The 14,993-nt window shown below is 58.5% G+C and carries 15 protein-coding genes; 7 read left to right on the forward strand and 8 right to left on the reverse strand.

Annotation, left to right across the window (positions count from 1 at the left end):
* Positions 1 to 20: 20 nt before the first annotated feature.
* From argB to coaBC, 4 genes are all read right to left on the reverse strand, one after another.
* The gene (gene argB, locus FIV08_RS17420) at positions 21 to 917 is read right to left on the reverse strand and encodes an acetylglutamate kinase (protein WP_058091499.1); all 897 of its coding nucleotides are present in this window, start codon (positions 915 to 917) and stop codon (positions 21 to 23) included.
* A 39-nt stretch (positions 918 to 956) separates the two neighbouring features.
* A complete protein-coding gene (locus tag FIV08_RS19955; RefSeq protein ID WP_152439255.1) occupies positions 957 to 3,596 on the reverse strand; it encodes a phosphomannomutase/phosphoglucomutase in 2,640 nt (879 codons plus the stop codon).
* Between the two features lie 97 nt (positions 3,597 to 3,693).
* Positions 3,694 to 4,155 (reverse strand): dUTP diphosphatase, encoded by a 462-nt coding sequence (dut, locus tag FIV08_RS17430; RefSeq protein ID WP_058091501.1) that lies wholly within the window; start codon positions 4,153 to 4,155, stop codon positions 3,694 to 3,696.
* Positions 4,152 to 5,366, reverse strand: coding sequence for a bifunctional phosphopantothenoylcysteine decarboxylase/phosphopantothenate--cysteine ligase CoaBC (gene coaBC, locus FIV08_RS17435; RefSeq protein WP_152439256.1), 1,215 nt, complete (start codon positions 5,364 to 5,366; stop codon positions 4,152 to 4,154). The genes dut and coaBC overlap by 4 nt, the downstream gene beginning before the upstream one ends.
* A 174-nt stretch (positions 5,367 to 5,540) precedes the next feature.
* On the opposite strand from coaBC, the gene radC reads away from it, so the two are divergent.
* The 3 genes from radC to rpmG all read left to right on the forward strand — a co-directional run bounded on the left by radC (position 5,541) and on the right by rpmG (position 6,837).
* Positions 5,541 to 6,215: a RadC family protein gene (radC, locus tag FIV08_RS17440; RefSeq protein WP_152439257.1), complete on the forward strand. Its 675-nt coding sequence runs from the start codon at positions 5,541 to 5,543 to the stop codon at positions 6,213 to 6,215.
* A gap of 218 nt (positions 6,216 to 6,433) precedes the next feature.
* Complete coding sequence (gene rpmB / locus FIV08_RS17445) at positions 6,434 to 6,670, forward strand: 50S ribosomal protein L28 (RefSeq protein ID WP_058091504.1); 237 nt, start codon at positions 6,434 to 6,436, stop codon at positions 6,668 to 6,670.
* 11 nt (positions 6,671 to 6,681) lie between these two features.
* On the forward strand, positions 6,682 to 6,837 hold the full coding sequence (gene rpmG, locus FIV08_RS17450; protein WP_008173465.1) for a 50S ribosomal protein L33: 156 nt from the start codon (positions 6,682 to 6,684) through the stop codon (positions 6,835 to 6,837).
* 92 nt (positions 6,838 to 6,929) lie between these two features.
* On the opposite strand, the gene FIV08_RS17455 is transcribed toward rpmG, so the two are convergent.
* The 3 genes from FIV08_RS17455 to FIV08_RS17465 form a co-directional block, all read right to left on the reverse strand.
* Entirely contained in the window at positions 6,930 to 7,790 is an 861-nt protein-coding gene (locus FIV08_RS17455; RefSeq protein WP_061330822.1) for an endonuclease/exonuclease/phosphatase family protein, read from the reverse strand.
* Positions 7,791 to 7,840: 50 nt separating this feature from the next.
* Positions 7,841 to 8,476 carry a thiol:disulfide interchange protein DsbA/DsbL gene (locus tag FIV08_RS17460; RefSeq protein ID WP_058091506.1) on the reverse strand — a complete coding sequence of 212 codons (636 nt, stop codon included), beginning with the start codon at positions 8,474 to 8,476 and terminating at the stop codon, positions 7,841 to 7,843.
* A 157-nt stretch (positions 8,477 to 8,633) separates the two neighbouring features.
* Positions 8,634 to 9,242: a c-type cytochrome gene (locus FIV08_RS17465; protein ID WP_072676135.1), complete on the reverse strand. Its 609-nt coding sequence runs from the start codon at positions 9,240 to 9,242 to the stop codon at positions 8,634 to 8,636.
* Between the two features lie 182 nt (positions 9,243 to 9,424).
* Here FIV08_RS17465 and yihA point away from each other — a divergent pair, with 182 nt between their 5' ends.
* On the forward strand, positions 9,425 to 10,063 hold the full coding sequence (gene yihA / locus FIV08_RS17470; RefSeq protein WP_072676134.1) for a ribosome biogenesis GTP-binding protein YihA/YsxC: 639 nt from the start codon (positions 9,425 to 9,427) through the stop codon (positions 10,061 to 10,063).
* A gap of 143 nt (positions 10,064 to 10,206) precedes the next feature.
* Here yihA and FIV08_RS17475 read toward each other — a convergent pair whose 3' ends face one another.
* The gene (locus tag FIV08_RS17475) at positions 10,207 to 10,917 is read right to left on the reverse strand and encodes a TetR/AcrR family transcriptional regulator (protein ID WP_072676133.1); all 711 of its coding nucleotides are present in this window, start codon (positions 10,915 to 10,917) and stop codon (positions 10,207 to 10,209) included.
* A 177-nt stretch (positions 10,918 to 11,094) separates the two neighbouring features.
* Between FIV08_RS17475 and FIV08_RS17480 the strand changes: the two genes are divergently transcribed.
* From FIV08_RS17480 to FIV08_RS17490, 3 genes are all read left to right on the forward strand, one after another.
* Positions 11,095 to 12,540: a coniferyl aldehyde dehydrogenase gene (locus FIV08_RS17480; protein ID WP_061330827.1), complete on the forward strand. Its 1,446-nt coding sequence runs from the start codon at positions 11,095 to 11,097 to the stop codon at positions 12,538 to 12,540.
* Positions 12,541 to 12,723: 183 nt separating this feature from the next.
* The gene (locus tag FIV08_RS17485) at positions 12,724 to 13,359 is read left to right on the forward strand and encodes a hypothetical protein (protein WP_152439258.1); all 636 of its coding nucleotides are present in this window, start codon (positions 12,724 to 12,726) and stop codon (positions 13,357 to 13,359) included.
* 26 nt (positions 13,360 to 13,385) lie between these two features.
* Positions 13,386 to 14,981, forward strand: a complete 1,596-nt coding sequence (locus FIV08_RS17490; RefSeq protein WP_152439259.1) for a GMC family oxidoreductase — start codon at positions 13,386 to 13,388, stop codon at positions 14,979 to 14,981.
* Positions 14,982 to 14,993: the final 12 nt, after the last annotated feature.

Raw genomic sequence — 14,993 nt, forward strand, 5'->3', positions numbered from 1 at the left:
TTGCTCCCGGGTCAGGTTGTTTAGTTCCGGGAAATCAGGGTACCAACGCCTTCGTCGGTAAAGATTTCCAGCAAACAGGCATGGGCAACACGGCCATCAATGATGTGGGAGGTACGCACGCCGTTCTCCACCGCACTGAGCGCGCAGCGAATCTTCGGCAGCATGCCGCCGTGGATGGTGCCATCATCAATCAGGTCGTTAACCTGCTGGGCGGTCAAGCCGGTCAGCACCTTGTCTTCCTTGCTCTTCAGGCCGGAGACATTGGTCAGCAGAATCAGCTTTTCCGCCTTCATGGCTTCCGCCACCTTGCCGGCCACCAGGTCAGCGTTGATGTTATAGGAGGCGCCATCCGGGCCCACACCGATGGGGGCAATCACCGGAATCACGTTGCTGCGGGTGAGCATGTCGATCACATCGACATTAACACTGGCAACCTCGCCCACGTGGCCAATGTCGATGATCTCCGGTCGTTCCAGTTCCGGTGAACGGTCAACTACCTCCAGCTTGCGGGCACGAATCAGGTTGGCGTCTTTACCGGTCAGGCCCACGGCGGTGCCGCCCTGGGCGTTGATCAGGGATACGATTTCCTTGTTTACCTGGCCACCCAGCACCATTTCCACCACATCCATGGTTTCGGCGTCGGTCACGCGCATGCCGTTCACAAAGCGGGATTTGATGTTCAAACGCTCCAGCAGCTCGCCAATCTGGGGGCCGCCGCCGTGAACCACGATGGGGTTGATGCCCACCAGTTTCATCAGTACCACGTCCCGGGCAAAGCTGCTTTTGAGCTCTTCGTTTTCCATGGCATTACCGCCGTATTTGATCACAACGGTCTTGCCAGTAAATCTTTGGATATAGGGCAGGCCCCGGCTCAGTACCGAGGCCACCTGCATTGCTGTTTCACGATCCAGCGCCATGGTGATGTGTAATTCCTTGCTGTCAGAGAATGTATCTTGTCAGAAGTCCGCAACCAGGTCGGGTGCGGCCTTCTGTAATTGCTCACGAAAGACGGCCTTGATCCGTTCAAGGGCCTCGTCGGTTTCAGCCTCAAACCTCAGCACCAGAACCGGCGTGGTGTTGGACGCCCGGCATAGGCCCCAGCCATCGGTATAATCTACCCGAATGCCGTCGATGGTACTGATGTTGCCGTCACCAAATTCACCCAGCTTGCCAAGGCGCTCAATGATCGCGAACTTCTCGGTTTCCGTCACCTCGACATTCAGCTCGGGCGTGCTGATATCCTCGGGGAAATCGGCAAAGACATCGTCGCTGTGACGATCCTCAATACCCAGGATTTCCAGCAACCGGGCGGCTGAATACAGGCCGTCATCGAAGCCGTACCAACGTTCACCAAAGAATACGTGGCCGCTCATTTCACCTGCCAACAGCGCGCCGCTTTCTTTCATTTTCGCTTTCATCAGTGAGTGGCCGGATTTCCACATGATGGGCCGGCCACCGGCTTCGGAAATCACGCCTGCCAGGCGACGACTGCATTTCACATCGTACAGGACATCCGCCCCCGGGTTACGGGACACCACATCCCGGGCGAACAGCATCAGCAACCGGTCCGGCCAGATGATCTTGCCAGTGTTGGTTACCACACCCAGGCGATCACCGTCACCATCAAAGGCCAGGCCGATATCGGCGCCGGTTTCCTGCACTTTGGCGATCAGATCCTGCAGGTTGGCCGGCTTGCCGGGGTCCGGGTGGTGATTGGGGAAGTCACCATCCACCTCGCAGTACAGCGGGGTTACCTCACAGCCAAGCTCTTCGATCAGCATGGGGCCAAGTTCGCCCGCGATACCGTTGCCAGCATCCACCACGACTTTAAGCGGCGCGGCCACGGCGATGTCACCGACAATCCGATCCAGATAGGCCCGGCGCACATCTTCCCGGGACTGGGCGCCCTGACCAGAGGTGAAGTCGGCGGTCTGAATACGCTGGTAAAGTTTCTGAATCGCCTCGCCAGACAAGGTTTCGCCGCCGAGCATGATCTTCAGGCCGTTATAGTTGGCCGGATTGTGGCTACCGGTCACCATCACGCCGGAGCCAGTCTGCAACTGGTGTGTGGCAAAATAGAGTACCGGCGTGGGCACCGCCCCCACATGGATCACATTGCAGCCGGTAGCCATGATGCCACTGGCCAGCGCATCGGCCAGGTCCGGGCTGGAATGGCGACCATCGTAACCAATGCAGATCGAGGTCACACCGCGAGCCGCCGCCTCGGAACCAATAGCACGGCCAATCACCCGGACCACCTCGGGGGACAGGGTCTCACCGACAATTCCCCGGATGTCATAGGCCCGGAAGATCTCGGCGGCAACGTCCACGGATGGCAGCTCGGCTTCCACCACCTCGGGGATATCCTCATCGAACAGGGCGTCATCGCCACTGCCAAAACCAAGCACATCCTCGTCGCCATCGAGCATATCGATGTCGGGCATGTCCTTGTCCTGGAACAGGGGTTCTTCCTCACCGGACGCAGGCTTTCTGGCACCGGCTGCCACCTGCTGAGGTTTTGCGCTCTCGGCAGCTTTTGCCAGCCGTTTATCAACCATCTGCGACAGGCGGAACAGCACCTCGCCGGTAGACGCCACCATATCCCAACGGAAGGTCGGCAGTTTCACCCGCTCGCCGCCAAACACCTTGTGCGACCACTGGATCAGGGCCGTCACATCCTGGCGAATGCCTCGCTGGGCGCCGCCCAACAACACCCAGACAACAATCGCGGCCACCAGTGCCGGAATGCCGACCAGAACGGCGGCCACGATGGTATTGACCGGCGCCTCTGGCGCCCGGGCTGGCTGGAACACCACAGACCAGTCCGGATTCGACAGGGTTCTGGTTTCAGAAGGGCCCGAACCCCGGCCGGTGCTGACCACGGTACGCTGGGAACCCGATGCCGCCTGCACCAGCGACAACTGGCCTCCCAACTGGCGATTGCCAACGGTCAGAAGGGGCTGAAGCTGATCCGCGCCGTAAACCACCAGCACACTGCCCTGCACTGCGTTGCTGACCGGATGTCGAACTGGCGCGGCGTACTGAAGATACCACTGATCGTTACGGGGAAAGGCGTCTGGCAATAGTGACTGCCCGTTCTCTGCCCGCCGGGCCAGCTCCAGGCCGGCAAACCCGAGCAGGCCGTCGCTGCTGCCGGTGCGGGGAATATCACGGTAACGGAAAACAAAAACCGCCTGGGCTCCGGGCAACGCCGCCTGCAGCTGGCGCGCCAGCTCGTCCCGGTCACCTTGCTCGGCAAGCTGATTGCTCACATAGCGCTGATTGGCCAGGGCACGCACCTGTTCCTGCTGGGCGCTAAAATACTGGTTCAGCCTCTGTTGGGCGCCGTCGGCCTCAACCACCCGGGCCTGCTGGTAACTGCGCTCACCGGCGGGCACAATCACCAGGAAATGAAGCAGGGCCACCGCAACCACGCCGGCCAGAACCACCACCAGCGACTGATTGAGTGCAACGGTGTTGAGTCGTTTGAGGCCAGACCCTGAGGATTCTGTTTTTCGCTTGTTTTTCCTTCCCGGCTTCTTTTCGGGATTGTCATCCACCGACGGCTCTTTGATTTTCTTTTTACCGAGTTTCATAGTGCTTCCCGCAATGATTTTTACGTCCCGGACAATCAGTTACCAGCAAAGTATAGACGCCGACCTGCATAAACGCTGCCAGCCTCCGGTAACCGACTCAGTGCGTTCCGGTTGAACCAAACCCGCCCTCGCCGCGGGTACTGGCGCCGAATTCAGACACCACTTCAAAGTCTGCCTGCACAACCGGCACCAGAACCAGCTGGGCAATACGTTCACCGATGGCGATGGTGAAAGCGGTTTGGCCCCGGTTCCAGCATGACACCATCAATTCACCCTGATAATCGGAATCGATTAACCCCACCAGGTTGCCCAGGACGATGCCGTGCTTGTGGCCAAGACCGCTGCGCGGCAGGATCATTGCCGCCAGCGACGGGTCGGCAATGTGCACGGATAGCCCGGTCGGAATCAGGTGAGTCTCGCCCGGCTCGACCGTTAATGGCGCATTCAGGCAAGCACGCAGATCCAGGCCCGCCGAGCCCGGCGTTGCATACTCCGGAAACGGTATGTCGGTGCCAATTCGATCGTCCAGGATTCGTACCTGCAGTTTCTTTTGCGTCATGAGTTCCCGACCTTGTTGCTGTGTTCGGCGATCAACGCCACCAATGTGTCTGCGATGGCCTGTTTGCTGTCCGGGCCAATCGCATGCTCCCCGCTCGGCCAGAATACCGTGACGGCATTCTGATCGCTGTTAAAGCCCAGGCCCGGGACGGACACGTCGTTGGCCACGATCATATTGAGCTTCTTGCGTTGCATTTTATCGTGGGCATAGCGGGCGACATCTGTGGTTTCAGCGGCGAAACCCACGGTAAACGGAGGATTCTTGCGGGCTGCAATGGTCGCCAGCGTATCCGGATTGCGCACCAGCGACAGTGTCATCGCTTCGTCCGTTTTCTTGATCTTGTCGCCGGCACAGGCCGCAGGCCGGTAATCAGCCACCGCCGCTGTGGCGATAAAAATGTCGCAGCCCTCCGCCACTACCCGCTCGGCTTCCTGCAACATGTCTTGTGCCGTCATCACCGGTCGGACTGCCACGCCATCCGGCACCGGCAGGTTAACCGGGCCACTCACCAGTACCACCTGGGCACCCGCATCTGCTGCCGCCCGAGCCAGGGCATAACCCATTTTGCCGGAGCTGTGGTTGGAGATATAACGCACCGGATCAATGGGTTCACGGGTAGGGCCTGCTGTGATCACCACCCGTTTTCCCGCCAGCGCTCCGACAGTGGCCCGGGCTGCATCAGCCAGAATCCGGCTGGCAAGGGCGTCCGGCTCCAGCATCCGGCCAGGACCTGTATCACCGCAGGCCTGCTCGCCTTGATCCGGCCCCCAGACGGTGATCTGTGGGTCTTCCGCCAGCAGGGACATGTTTCTCTGGGTCCGGAAATTTTTCCACATGGCCTGATTCATGGCGGGGGCCACCGCAATGGGCGCCTCAGTGGCACAACAAACCGTGGTCAGCAGGTCATCCGCCATGCCCTGGGCCAGACGGGCCAGAAAATCCGCAGACGCGGGCGCCACCACCACCTGATCGGCCCATTTGGCCAGTTCAATATGACCCATGCCGGCCTCGGCCTCCGGGTCCAGCAGCGATGTACGCACCGGCTCGCCGCTGAGGGCCTGAAACGTCAGCGGCGTCACAAATGCCTCGGCGCCCCGGGTCATCACCACCCGCACTTCAAGGCCCGCTTTCTTGAGCAGCCGGACCAGTTCGGCACTTTTATAGGCAGCAATGCCACCGGTGATTCCCAGCAGAATTCGTTTGGCAGCCATGAAGGGCTCCGTAATCCCGTAAAATGAAAGGGTTATAAGATAGCACGCCCGGGCCCGGCAGGCAGCCTGCAAGAGCACCCGTTCGTTTACCAAATGTTACTTTTTGGAGTAACCTTTGTAATTCTGAGAACCGATGCAGGATGCATCACAATCTGACACGCAAGGAAGCACAGCATGACCAACCCTGCCTGGCCAACCGATGAACGGCCCCGTGAGCGCCTTCTGTCCCACGGCCCGGAAGCCCTGTCTGACGCCGAACTCCTGGCCATTTTCCTGCGCACCGGCACCACCGGCATGCCGGTGATGCAACTGGCCCGCCATCTGATCGCCGAGTTTTCCGGCCTGCGGGGCTTGATGACCGCCTCCCGCAGGCAGTTCTGTGAGGTCAAAGGCCTGGGCACGGCCAAATACGCCCAGGTTCAGGCCGCCATGGAGATGGCCCGCCGGGTGATGGACGAACCACTGCGCCAGGGCGATCCGCTACGCTCACCGGCCGACACCCGCCGTTTTCTCACCAGCCGGCTGGGCACTTACCCCCACGAAGTGTTCGCCGGCCTGTTTCTGGATAACCGCCACCGGGTGATCCAGTACCGGGAACTGTTTCGCGGCACCATTGACGGCGCGGCCGTGTATCCCCGGGAAGTGGTTCGCCAGGCCCTCGAAGACAACGCCGCCGCTGTCATTTTTGCCCACAATCACCCCTCTGGCGTCGCGGAGCCCAGCCAGGCGGACATTTCCCTGACCCGCAGACTGAAAGAAGCACTCGGACTGGTGGATATCAGGGTTCTTGACCATATGGTTATCGGCCATGGTGAGGTAATATCCCTGGCTGAAAGAGGGTTGATGTAGCTGCAGCAGGGTCGATTCCGGAAAACTGGCCAAATTCCCAACAATTTTTTGCGTTGGTCGGCCAGTTCTGGTATAAAAGCGTCCCTTTCTGGCGGCGTCTGGCGAGCAGCGTTCAGTTTAGAGGCGCGAACCGGTGGCAGTTATTGCTCCGGAGCAACCAGAGACGCATTAAAAAACGAATTCGTATTGATAGACCATTGCTCAGGTCGGAGGCAAGTATGTCCAGAGTTTGTCAGGTTACCGGTAAGCGTCCGGTTACCGGTAACAATGTATCCCACGCGATGAACCACACTCGTCGTCGTTTTCTGCCGAATCTGCAGAACCACCGTTTCTGGGTTGAGACCGAGAAGCGTTTCGTGAAGCTGCGCGTTTCCACCAAGGGCATGCGCATCATCGACAAAAAAGGCATCGACGCTGTGCTGGCCGATCTTCGTGCCCGCGGCGAGAAAGTTTAAGGAGCCGCATCATGCGCGAGAAAATCAAGCTGGTTTCATCAGCAGGCACTGGTCACTTCTACACGACCAAAAAGAACAAGCGTAACACTCCGGAAAAAATCGAGATCAAAAAGTACGATCCGGTTGTCCGCAAGCACGTTGCGTACAAGGAAGCCAAGATCAAGTAATTGATCCTGCCTCCACAAAAAAACCCGGCCAGCGAGCCGGGTTTTTTTATACCTGAGCAAAATACCCCTGCACCGAAAGGGCCTCGCAGGCCTTAAAAAGTTTCCAGGTACCCCTTCGGCAAGGCCACATCCATGGCGATGGGCAAATGATCCGATACCGGATAACTGATCACCTCGGCACGTCGGATTTCCAGGGAAGGGCTGACCATAATGTGGTCCAGGGCCTTTTCGGGCCGCCAACTGGGGAAGCTGTGAGCCGTGCCCGGCAGGGGTATCAGGTCGGTTTCTTTCAAGGGCGTTTGGGTCAGCAGCTGCTCTGCATGAGCATTCATATCCCCCATCAGGACTACGTGCCGGTAGTCGGCAATGAGATCCCGCACGTAACCCAGTTGCCGCTGCTGTGCCGCCTTGCTGAGGGACAGGTGCATTTGTACCAGTATGAGCGGATCGTCTTCCGAACCATACCGGGCAATGATCGCTCCACGGCCAGGAATCAGGCCGGGCAGTTTGTGCTCAGTGACATCCAGAGGCCGATACCGACTCAACAGACCGTTACTGTGCTGCGCGATCTGACCAAGATTGCGGTTTAATTGCTGATACCAGTAGGGAATACCGGCGGCTTCTGCCAGATACTGAACCTGGTTGATATAGCCACTGCGCAAACTGCCACCGTCGCATTCCTGCAACGCCACCACGTCGTATTGCCGCAACAGGGTGGCAATACGGTCGAGATTCTCGATGCGGCGACGATGAGGCAGAAAGTGCTGCCAGCTGCGGGTCAGGTAGTGATGGTAAGACGAGGTATTGATGCCCACCTGGATATTGAAAGTGAGCAGCCGGATATGACGATGGGGCTCGAACTCAGGCACATGCTCGCTACCAGAACAGGCCCCCCGGGGACCTTCCGGCCCCCGGAGAATGCCATTAATCTGATTGCGCAGACGCTTATACATAACAGGGGATTCCCACGCTGAACCTGAACGCGCCCCTCAATACCGGCGGCTCACTCTGCCGCAGCACGTTCCTGCTCGACCAGGTAGTCAACCACAGACAGCACGGCCTCATGACCACCTGCCATGGAGGCGCTGACCACGTACTTGCCATTTACCAGCATAGTCGGTGTACCGGTGATGCGCGCGCCGCGGATCTTGGCCTGGGCCTGCTGAACCCGTGCACGAACACCGAAGCTGCGGTAGTTGTTGAGAAACTCCTCGGCATCAACGCCGTAGCCGCTAACGAAATCCGCCAGAGCTTCGGGGGAATTCAGGGGGCGACGTTCGCCAGCCAGCGCCGTAAACAGGGCGTCATGCACCTTGTCCAGCTCACCCATGGCCTCCAAAGCATAAAAGGCGTAAGCGTGAGGCTCCCAACTTTGACCCAGTGCTGCCGGCAGCTTCACGAAATTCACGTAGTCAGGCGCCTGGTCGGCCCAAGACTCGATAAGCGGCTTGAAGGTATAGCAGTGAGGGCAGCCGTACCAGAACACTTCGGCAACTTCTACGCCTTCGTCCGATGCGGTGCGAACCGGATTATCCAGGGTGCGGTAATGAGTGTTCTCAACCCATGACTGAGCCTGCGCAACAGCACCAACCGCCATAGACAGCGCGAAAACAACAACTGTGCCTAGTGTTCTTATCATCGGGAATCTCCGAGTTCGATGTTCTGATGTGACAACGATTATGACCCAGCAAACCGGGAAAGTTCCACTGCTGGCCAGAAGGGAATGGTTACGGAAAGGTAAGCAGCAAAAACCCCGCCTTGGCGGGGTTTTTACAACTCACTACGTCAAGCCGGACTCAGTTCAGGCCGGAAACGTAGTTTGCCAAGGCCTTGATCTCGGCATCGGTCAGACGGGTAGCCACGTCCACCATGATGTTGGCGTTGGTGGTACCTGCACGCTCGCCGTCACGGTAGGCTTTCAGCTGCTTCTCTACGTACTCAGCGGTCTGACCGCCCAGGCGAGGGTAGCCAGCTGGCTCGTTGCCAGCACCGTTCGGGCTGTGGCAACCGGCACATGCGGCAACGCCGGAGGCCATGTTACCGCCACGGAACAGCGCCTGGCCACGCTCGACCAGATCCGGATCGGCCTGACCAACAACCATTTCCTGCTCGTTATAGTAGGCAGCCAGATCCCACAGGTCCTGATCAGACATATTATTCAGCAAGCCGGTCATTTCCGGAATCGGACGGTCTCCGTTTTTGATATCGACCAGTTGGCGATACAGGTATTTCTCGCCCAATCCGGACAATTTCGGATACACCGCCATGATCGGCTTGGCGCCGCCCTGGCCGTGACAGCTGGCACATACCGCTGCGTTCTGTTCACCCGCTGCCGGATCTCCTGCCCCGTGAGCCATTGCCGTCAGGCCAACTCCGAGAACAACTCCTGCGATCAGTCTTTTCATGCTCGCTCCGCTTCTCTCATCTTTGCATCTTGAAAGTATTCTTCGTTGTGCAGCCGGCAGGCGCCAATCTATCTGGCTTATCACCGGGGCTGACAGCGGCAACGCGCAGCGTCCCGCCGGAAATTGGTGTAGCATTATACATTAATCGCCGATAACTGAAATCCAAAGGAATACCAACCATCGTGGACCCTGATCTGACTCAAAAAAGCGTTTCGTTCAACAGTGCCCGTTTTCTGATCAGCGCGTCCAAACTGGACGAGTGCCCGCCCGACATCGGTGCCGAGGTTGCCTTCGCTGGGCGCTCCAATGCCGGCAAGTCCAGCGCGCTGAACGCCATTACTGCCAACGGCAAACTGGCCCGGACCAGTAAAACACCCGGCCGCACCCGGCTGATAAACTTTTTTACACTCAATAAAGAGAACCTGCGCCTGGTCGACCTGCCCGGTTACGGCTACGCCAAAGTCTCCCGGGACATGAAAGACGACTGGCAACAGCATCTGGGGCATTACCTGAATGATCGCCGCTGCCTGCGAGGCCTGGTGCTGGTGATGGATATCCGGCACCCACTCACCGACTTCGACCAAATGATGGTGGAATGGTGCGAGCATAACAACCTGCCGTTGATGATTCTTGCCACCAAAGCCGACAAGCTGAAATTTGGGCAAGCGAAAACGGCCATGCTGGGCATTGCCCAGAAGCTGAAACCCTATGCGTGCGTAGCACACCTGATCATGTTTTCCGCCACCTCAAAACGTGGCGTGGATGAATGCCGGGAAGCATTGACAGACTGGCTGGAGACGCCGGAATCGGAAACCCCCTGATGAAAAAAACCGGCCTGCCATCAGACAGGCCGGTGAAACGTCAGGGTTTGCGACGTACCTGAGAACTCACTCAGGAGACGCAGGAAATGTCCGGTTTCCCACGTCACTACCTTTGAACGCGATCGCGGAAAAAAGTTCAATTTTTAACCAATCCCGACAGAAACCCCGGTTTCAGCCCGCGAGGACTCACCGTTCTGCTCCGGATTTTCCGGCAGCGTTGGCCGATACTTTTCACGTAACGCCAGCACCTGCTCGCGATAATCCGGGGTCAGATAAGGCAATTCCAGAGTCAGCACCTGATAAATACCCTGCTTGAGTTCGGTCAGGGTGAGACTGGCAGGCTCGTCACTGGCGTGGGCTGTCTTCAGAAAAGCCATCCAGTTGGTGATGACCAGCCAGACGTTGAGCGACATGGCCGAACGTAAATCTTCCGGCTGCGGCTCAATAATACCCGCCTCCGCCAGCTTGCCGAAGATGCGGTTGATGGCAGCAAGACATCGATTGGTGAATTCCCGATAGTCCTGGCGCAGCCTGGTATCGCTGTCCAGCAGGTATTCCAGGTCCCGGTGAAAAAACCGGTAACTCCACAAACCGTCAAACACCGATTCCAGGTAAAAGGTCAGGTCGTCAAGCGTCAGCAGCCGATCCTCCGGAATATCGAGGTAATAATCCACCAGTTTTTCATACTCCTGGAAGATCTCGTAGATGATGTCGGACTTGTTCCGGAAGTGGTAATACAGGTTGCCCGGAGAAATCGCCAGGTGCGCGGCAATGTGATTGGTGGTGATGTTCCTTTCACCCCGCTCGTTAAAAAGCTCCAGACTGGATAGCAGAATCTTGTCTCTGGTTTTCATCGTCCCGCCAGTGATTGTTGTTATCTGCATCACGGATGGCCCGATGAGCCAACCGTCATTTCTTGACTGCCTAGAGTATATACTCTAATAATAGCCTCAAGTGCAAATCGTCCAGATTTTAGCCAACCAAAAACAACAGGCTCAGGGTATCGCCCTGCAGCCAATGGGGAGAGAAACATGGGAGCCACTGTCGTCCAGCTCACTGAGAGCAAAAAGCAGATTCAGCACACCCATCGCGTGTTTGAGGACCAGAAGAAGGCGTTCCGGAACAACCCGATGCCGTCTCTGACCGAACGCAAGGAGAACCTGAAACGGCTCAAGCGTGCCTTGCTAAGCCACCAGGACCGTCTGGTAGAGGCCATTGACAGGGACTTCAGCTGCCGCTCCAAAGATGAAACCCTGATTGCAGAGGTAATGCCATCCATCCAGGGTATCAACTACACGCTCAAACATCTGAACGAGTGGATGAAGCCGTCCAAGCGGCACGTTTCGGTCCTGTTCCAGCCCGCCAGTAACAAGGTGCATTACCAGCCCAAGGGTGTGGTCGGTGTGATCGTGCCCTGGAACTATCCGCTGTATCTGGCCGTTGGTCCACTGGTGGCGTCTCTGGCTGCCGGCAATCGCACCATGATCAAGATGTCGGAATTCACTCCGCACACCTCCGCACTGTTCAAGGAAATCATTGAATCCATGTTCCCGGAGGACCTGGTGTCGGTGATTACCGGCGAGGCGGACGTGGCCGCCGATTTCTCCCAACGCCCCTTTGATCACCTGCTGTTCACCGGTTCCACTTCGGTAGGCAAACTGGTGATGCGCGCGGCCGCAGAAAACCTGACGCCGGTGACCCTGGAACTGGGCGGCAAATCGCCTGCGATTGTGTCTCCGGATGTGCCGATGGAAGACGCGGCCCAGCGAATTGCTTTCGGTAAGGCATTTAACGCGGGCCAGACCTGTGTGGCACCGGATTACGTTCTGTGCCCGGCGGATCGGGTTCAGGGGTTTGTGGATGAGTTCCGCGCGAAGTTCGCCGAGATGTACCCGAGCCTGCGGGATAACGATGATTTCACAGCGATCATCAATGAGCGTCAGTATGATCGCCTGCAGAGCTATCTTGAGGACGCCCGGGCCAAGGGTGCCGAATTGGTGGAGATCAATCCCGCCAATGAGAACATGAAGGACGGCACCCGGAAGATTCCGCTGACGCTGGTGCTGAAAACCACGCCGGATATGAAGGTGATGCAGGATGAGATTTTCGGGCCGATTCTGCCGGTGGTGAGTTACGGCGGTCTGGAGGAAGCCGTGCATTACATCAATGATCGGCCGCGTCCGCTGGCGCTGTACTTCTTTGGCTATGACAAGTCGCACCAGCAGTTTGTGGTGGATAACACGCTGTCTGGCGGTATGTGTATCAACGATGCGTTGATGCATGTGGCGCAGGATGATCTGCCGTTTGGTGGTATCGGTGATTCCGGTATGGGTCATTACCATGGCAAGGAAGGTTTCCTGACCTTCTCGCACCACCGGGCGATCTTTACCAAGCAGAAATTCAACAGCGGCAAGTTTGTTTATGCGCCGCACGGAACGGCTGCCCATCGGATGGTTTATAAGCTGTTTATTCGCTGAAGCCTGATTGCTTGGTGCAGGGCTGGAGTGTGGTGCGTCTTTCCAAGACACGCCGTGAATACTTCCATGTAGGCTTGAGCAAAACATCCATGTTTTGCACAGTCTTGGAAAGACGCACCACACCCCAGCCACCGGCAAAGTGCCTGCCGCCTTATAACAACAACGTCGAAAGAAGCCTCTACAATGACCAGACCCTCCCCGGAATACCACCCAGACCATCAGCCGGAACTTAGCCGACGCAGTTTCCTGAAAACCGGCCTCGGCGGCGCCATGTTCCTGAGCACCGTCAGCATGACCGCCGGCCTCACTGGCTGTGCTACCGCCCCCGCCGGGCGGGTGAGTGCCGTTGATTCCCGTATGGACGCCAGCTATCAGTTCGAGTTTTTGAGCCGGGATGATATTGCCCTGTTTGAAGCCCTGTTACCGGCGATGTTTGCCGGAGCGCTGCCGGAGGAACCGAATCAACGGCAGTATGCGATTGCCGGGACCATTGAGCGGATTGATCAGGGCATCGTGATGTTCGGTCCGGCGAACCAGAAGGAGCTGCGCAAGCTGTTCGATCTGCTGAATTTCGCACCCACCCGGATAACCCTGGCGCGGGTGTGGTCGGATTGGCCCTCGGTCACTACCGAGAGTGCCGAGGCGTTTCTCAATCGGTGGCGGGATAGCCGGATTGGTCTGCTGAACAACGGCTATATCGCCCTGACCAAAATCAGTAACGTGGCGTTCTATGGCCATGACCAGCACTGGCATTTGTCTGGCTACCCAGGACCGCCCGCCTGGGCGGTTGATTCCCTGCCCCAGTTCCACAACGCCTGACCCCATCGCAGATTACGGAGAGCAGTATGTCCATGAACGATCCTATCGCCCGGGGCCTGGCTTCTGGCTGGAATGTGACTGACGCCAGCAAACTGACCACCGATCAAACCGTGGAAGCGGATGTGGTGGTGATTGGCACCGGTGCCGGTGGCGGCACAACGGCGGAGATTCTGGCCCGGCAGGGGCTGTCGGTGATTCTGGTGGAAGAAGGCCGGCTGTATTACCAGAAAGACTTCAAGATGGATGAGCTGACGTCCTACGCCAGCCTGTATCAGGAAGGCATGAGCCGGGTCACCGCAGACGGCGCCATTGCCATTCTTCAGGGCCGCTGCGTGGGCGGTTCGACGACAGTGAACTGGACTAGCAGTTTCCGCACGCCCGACGAAACCCTGAACTACTGGAGCCAGAACCTCGGCCTGAGCGACCTCGCCCCGGACACCATGGCCCCCTGGTTCCAGGGCCGGGAAGAGCGCCACACCATGGCGCCCTGGATGACACCACCAAACCTGAACAACGACATTCTCAAGCAAGGTTGTGAAAAGCTAGGCTACTCCTGGCAGGTGATCCCCCGGAACGTCAAAGGCTGCTGGAATCTGGGCTACTGCGGCGTCGGGTGCCCCACCAACGCCAAACAGGGCGCGCTGATGACCACCATCCCCGGCGCCCTGGACAACAACGCCCAACTGTTCCACGGCCTGCGCGCCGACCGGCTGGTGATGAACCAGGATCGCATCGACCACCTGCAGGCCAGCGCCATGGGCCCGAACGGTGTCACGCCATCCGGCGTTACCGTCACCCTAAAAGCCCGGCACTTCGTAGTCGCCGCCAGCGCCATCGGTTCTCCCGGGTTGCTGCTGCGCTCGGAACTGCCGGACCCCCACAAACGCGTCGGCAAGCGCTCGTTCATCCACCCGGTCAACGCCACCGTCGCCCGCATGCCCGCCAAGGTTGATCCCTTCTACGGCGCGCCGCAGTCCATCTACTCCGATGAATTCAACTTCAAACACGGCGTCGATGGCCCGGTCGGCTACAAACTGGAAGTACCCCCATTGCATCCGGCCATGGCCGCCGGCGTGGTTCCCGGCCACGGCCAGGAACAGAAAGACAACCTCGGCCAACTGCCCTGGATGCAATCCGTCATCGCCCTGCTGCGCGACGGCTTCCACGAAGACAGCCCCGGCGGCACCGTCAGCCTGCGGGACGATGGCAGCCCGGTACTGGACTACCCCATCACCGACTACCTCTGGCAGGGCATCCGCCAGGCCTACCTGGACATGGCCGAAATCCAGTTCGCCGCCGGCGCCGAAGCCGTCCAGGCCGTACACCTGGACTCCGGCTGGTACACCAGCTGGACCCAGGCCAAAGACGCCATCAACCAACTCCCCATGAAACCCCACCGCGCCCGCCTGTTCACCGCGCACCAGATGGGCGGCTGCGGCATGGGCGCCGACCCGAAAAACTCCGTAGTCAACGGCTTCGGCGAACACCACCAGGTGGCCAACCTGAGCATCCACGACGCGTCCATCTTCCCCACCAGCATCGGCGCGAATCCGCAGTTGTCGGTGTATGCCTTGGCGGCAAGGAACAGTAACCGGTTGGCGCAGAAGTTGAGCGGGGCATAATTGGATTGCCGG

It is taken from the genome of Marinobacter sp. THAF197a, assembly GCF_009363275.1.
Lineage (GTDB): Bacteria > Pseudomonadota > Gammaproteobacteria > Pseudomonadales > Oleiphilaceae > Marinobacter.

Coding starts and splice junctions, on each gene's coding strand:
- argB (WP_058091499.1), bottom strand. CDS start 917: ATGGCGCTGGATCGTGAAACAGCAATGCAGGTGGCCTCGGTACTGAGC.
- FIV08_RS19955 (WP_152439255.1), bottom strand. CDS start 3,596: ATGAAACTCGGTAAAAAGAAAATCAAAGAGCCGTCGGTGGATGACAAT.
- dut (WP_058091501.1), bottom strand. CDS start 4,155: ATGACGCAAAAGAAACTGCAGGTACGAATCCTGGACGATCGAATTGGC.
- coaBC (WP_152439256.1), bottom strand. CDS start 5,366: ATGGCTGCCAAACGAATTCTGCTGGGAATCACCGGTGGCATTGCTGCC.
- radC (WP_152439257.1), top strand. CDS start 5,541: ATGACCAACCCTGCCTGGCCAACCGATGAACGGCCCCGTGAGCGCCTT.
- rpmB (WP_058091504.1), top strand. CDS start 6,434: ATGTCCAGAGTTTGTCAGGTTACCGGTAAGCGTCCGGTTACCGGTAAC.
- rpmG (WP_008173465.1), top strand. CDS start 6,682: ATGCGCGAGAAAATCAAGCTGGTTTCATCAGCAGGCACTGGTCACTTC.
- FIV08_RS17455 (WP_061330822.1), bottom strand. CDS start 7,790: ATGTATAAGCGTCTGCGCAATCAGATTAATGGCATTCTCCGGGGGCCG.
- FIV08_RS17460 (WP_058091506.1), bottom strand. CDS start 8,476: ATGATAAGAACACTAGGCACAGTTGTTGTTTTCGCGCTGTCTATGGCG.
- FIV08_RS17465 (WP_072676135.1), bottom strand. CDS start 9,242: ATGAAAAGACTGATCGCAGGAGTTGTTCTCGGAGTTGGCCTGACGGCA.
- FIV08_RS17475 (WP_072676133.1), bottom strand. CDS start 10,917: ATGAAAACCAGAGACAAGATTCTGCTATCCAGTCTGGAGCTTTTTAAC.
- FIV08_RS17480 (WP_061330827.1), top strand. CDS start 11,095: ATGGGAGCCACTGTCGTCCAGCTCACTGAGAGCAAAAAGCAGATTCAG.
- FIV08_RS17485 (WP_152439258.1), top strand. CDS start 12,724: ATGACCAGACCCTCCCCGGAATACCACCCAGACCATCAGCCGGAACTT.
- FIV08_RS17490 (WP_152439259.1), top strand. CDS start 13,386: ATGTCCATGAACGATCCTATCGCCCGGGGCCTGGCTTCTGGCTGGAAT.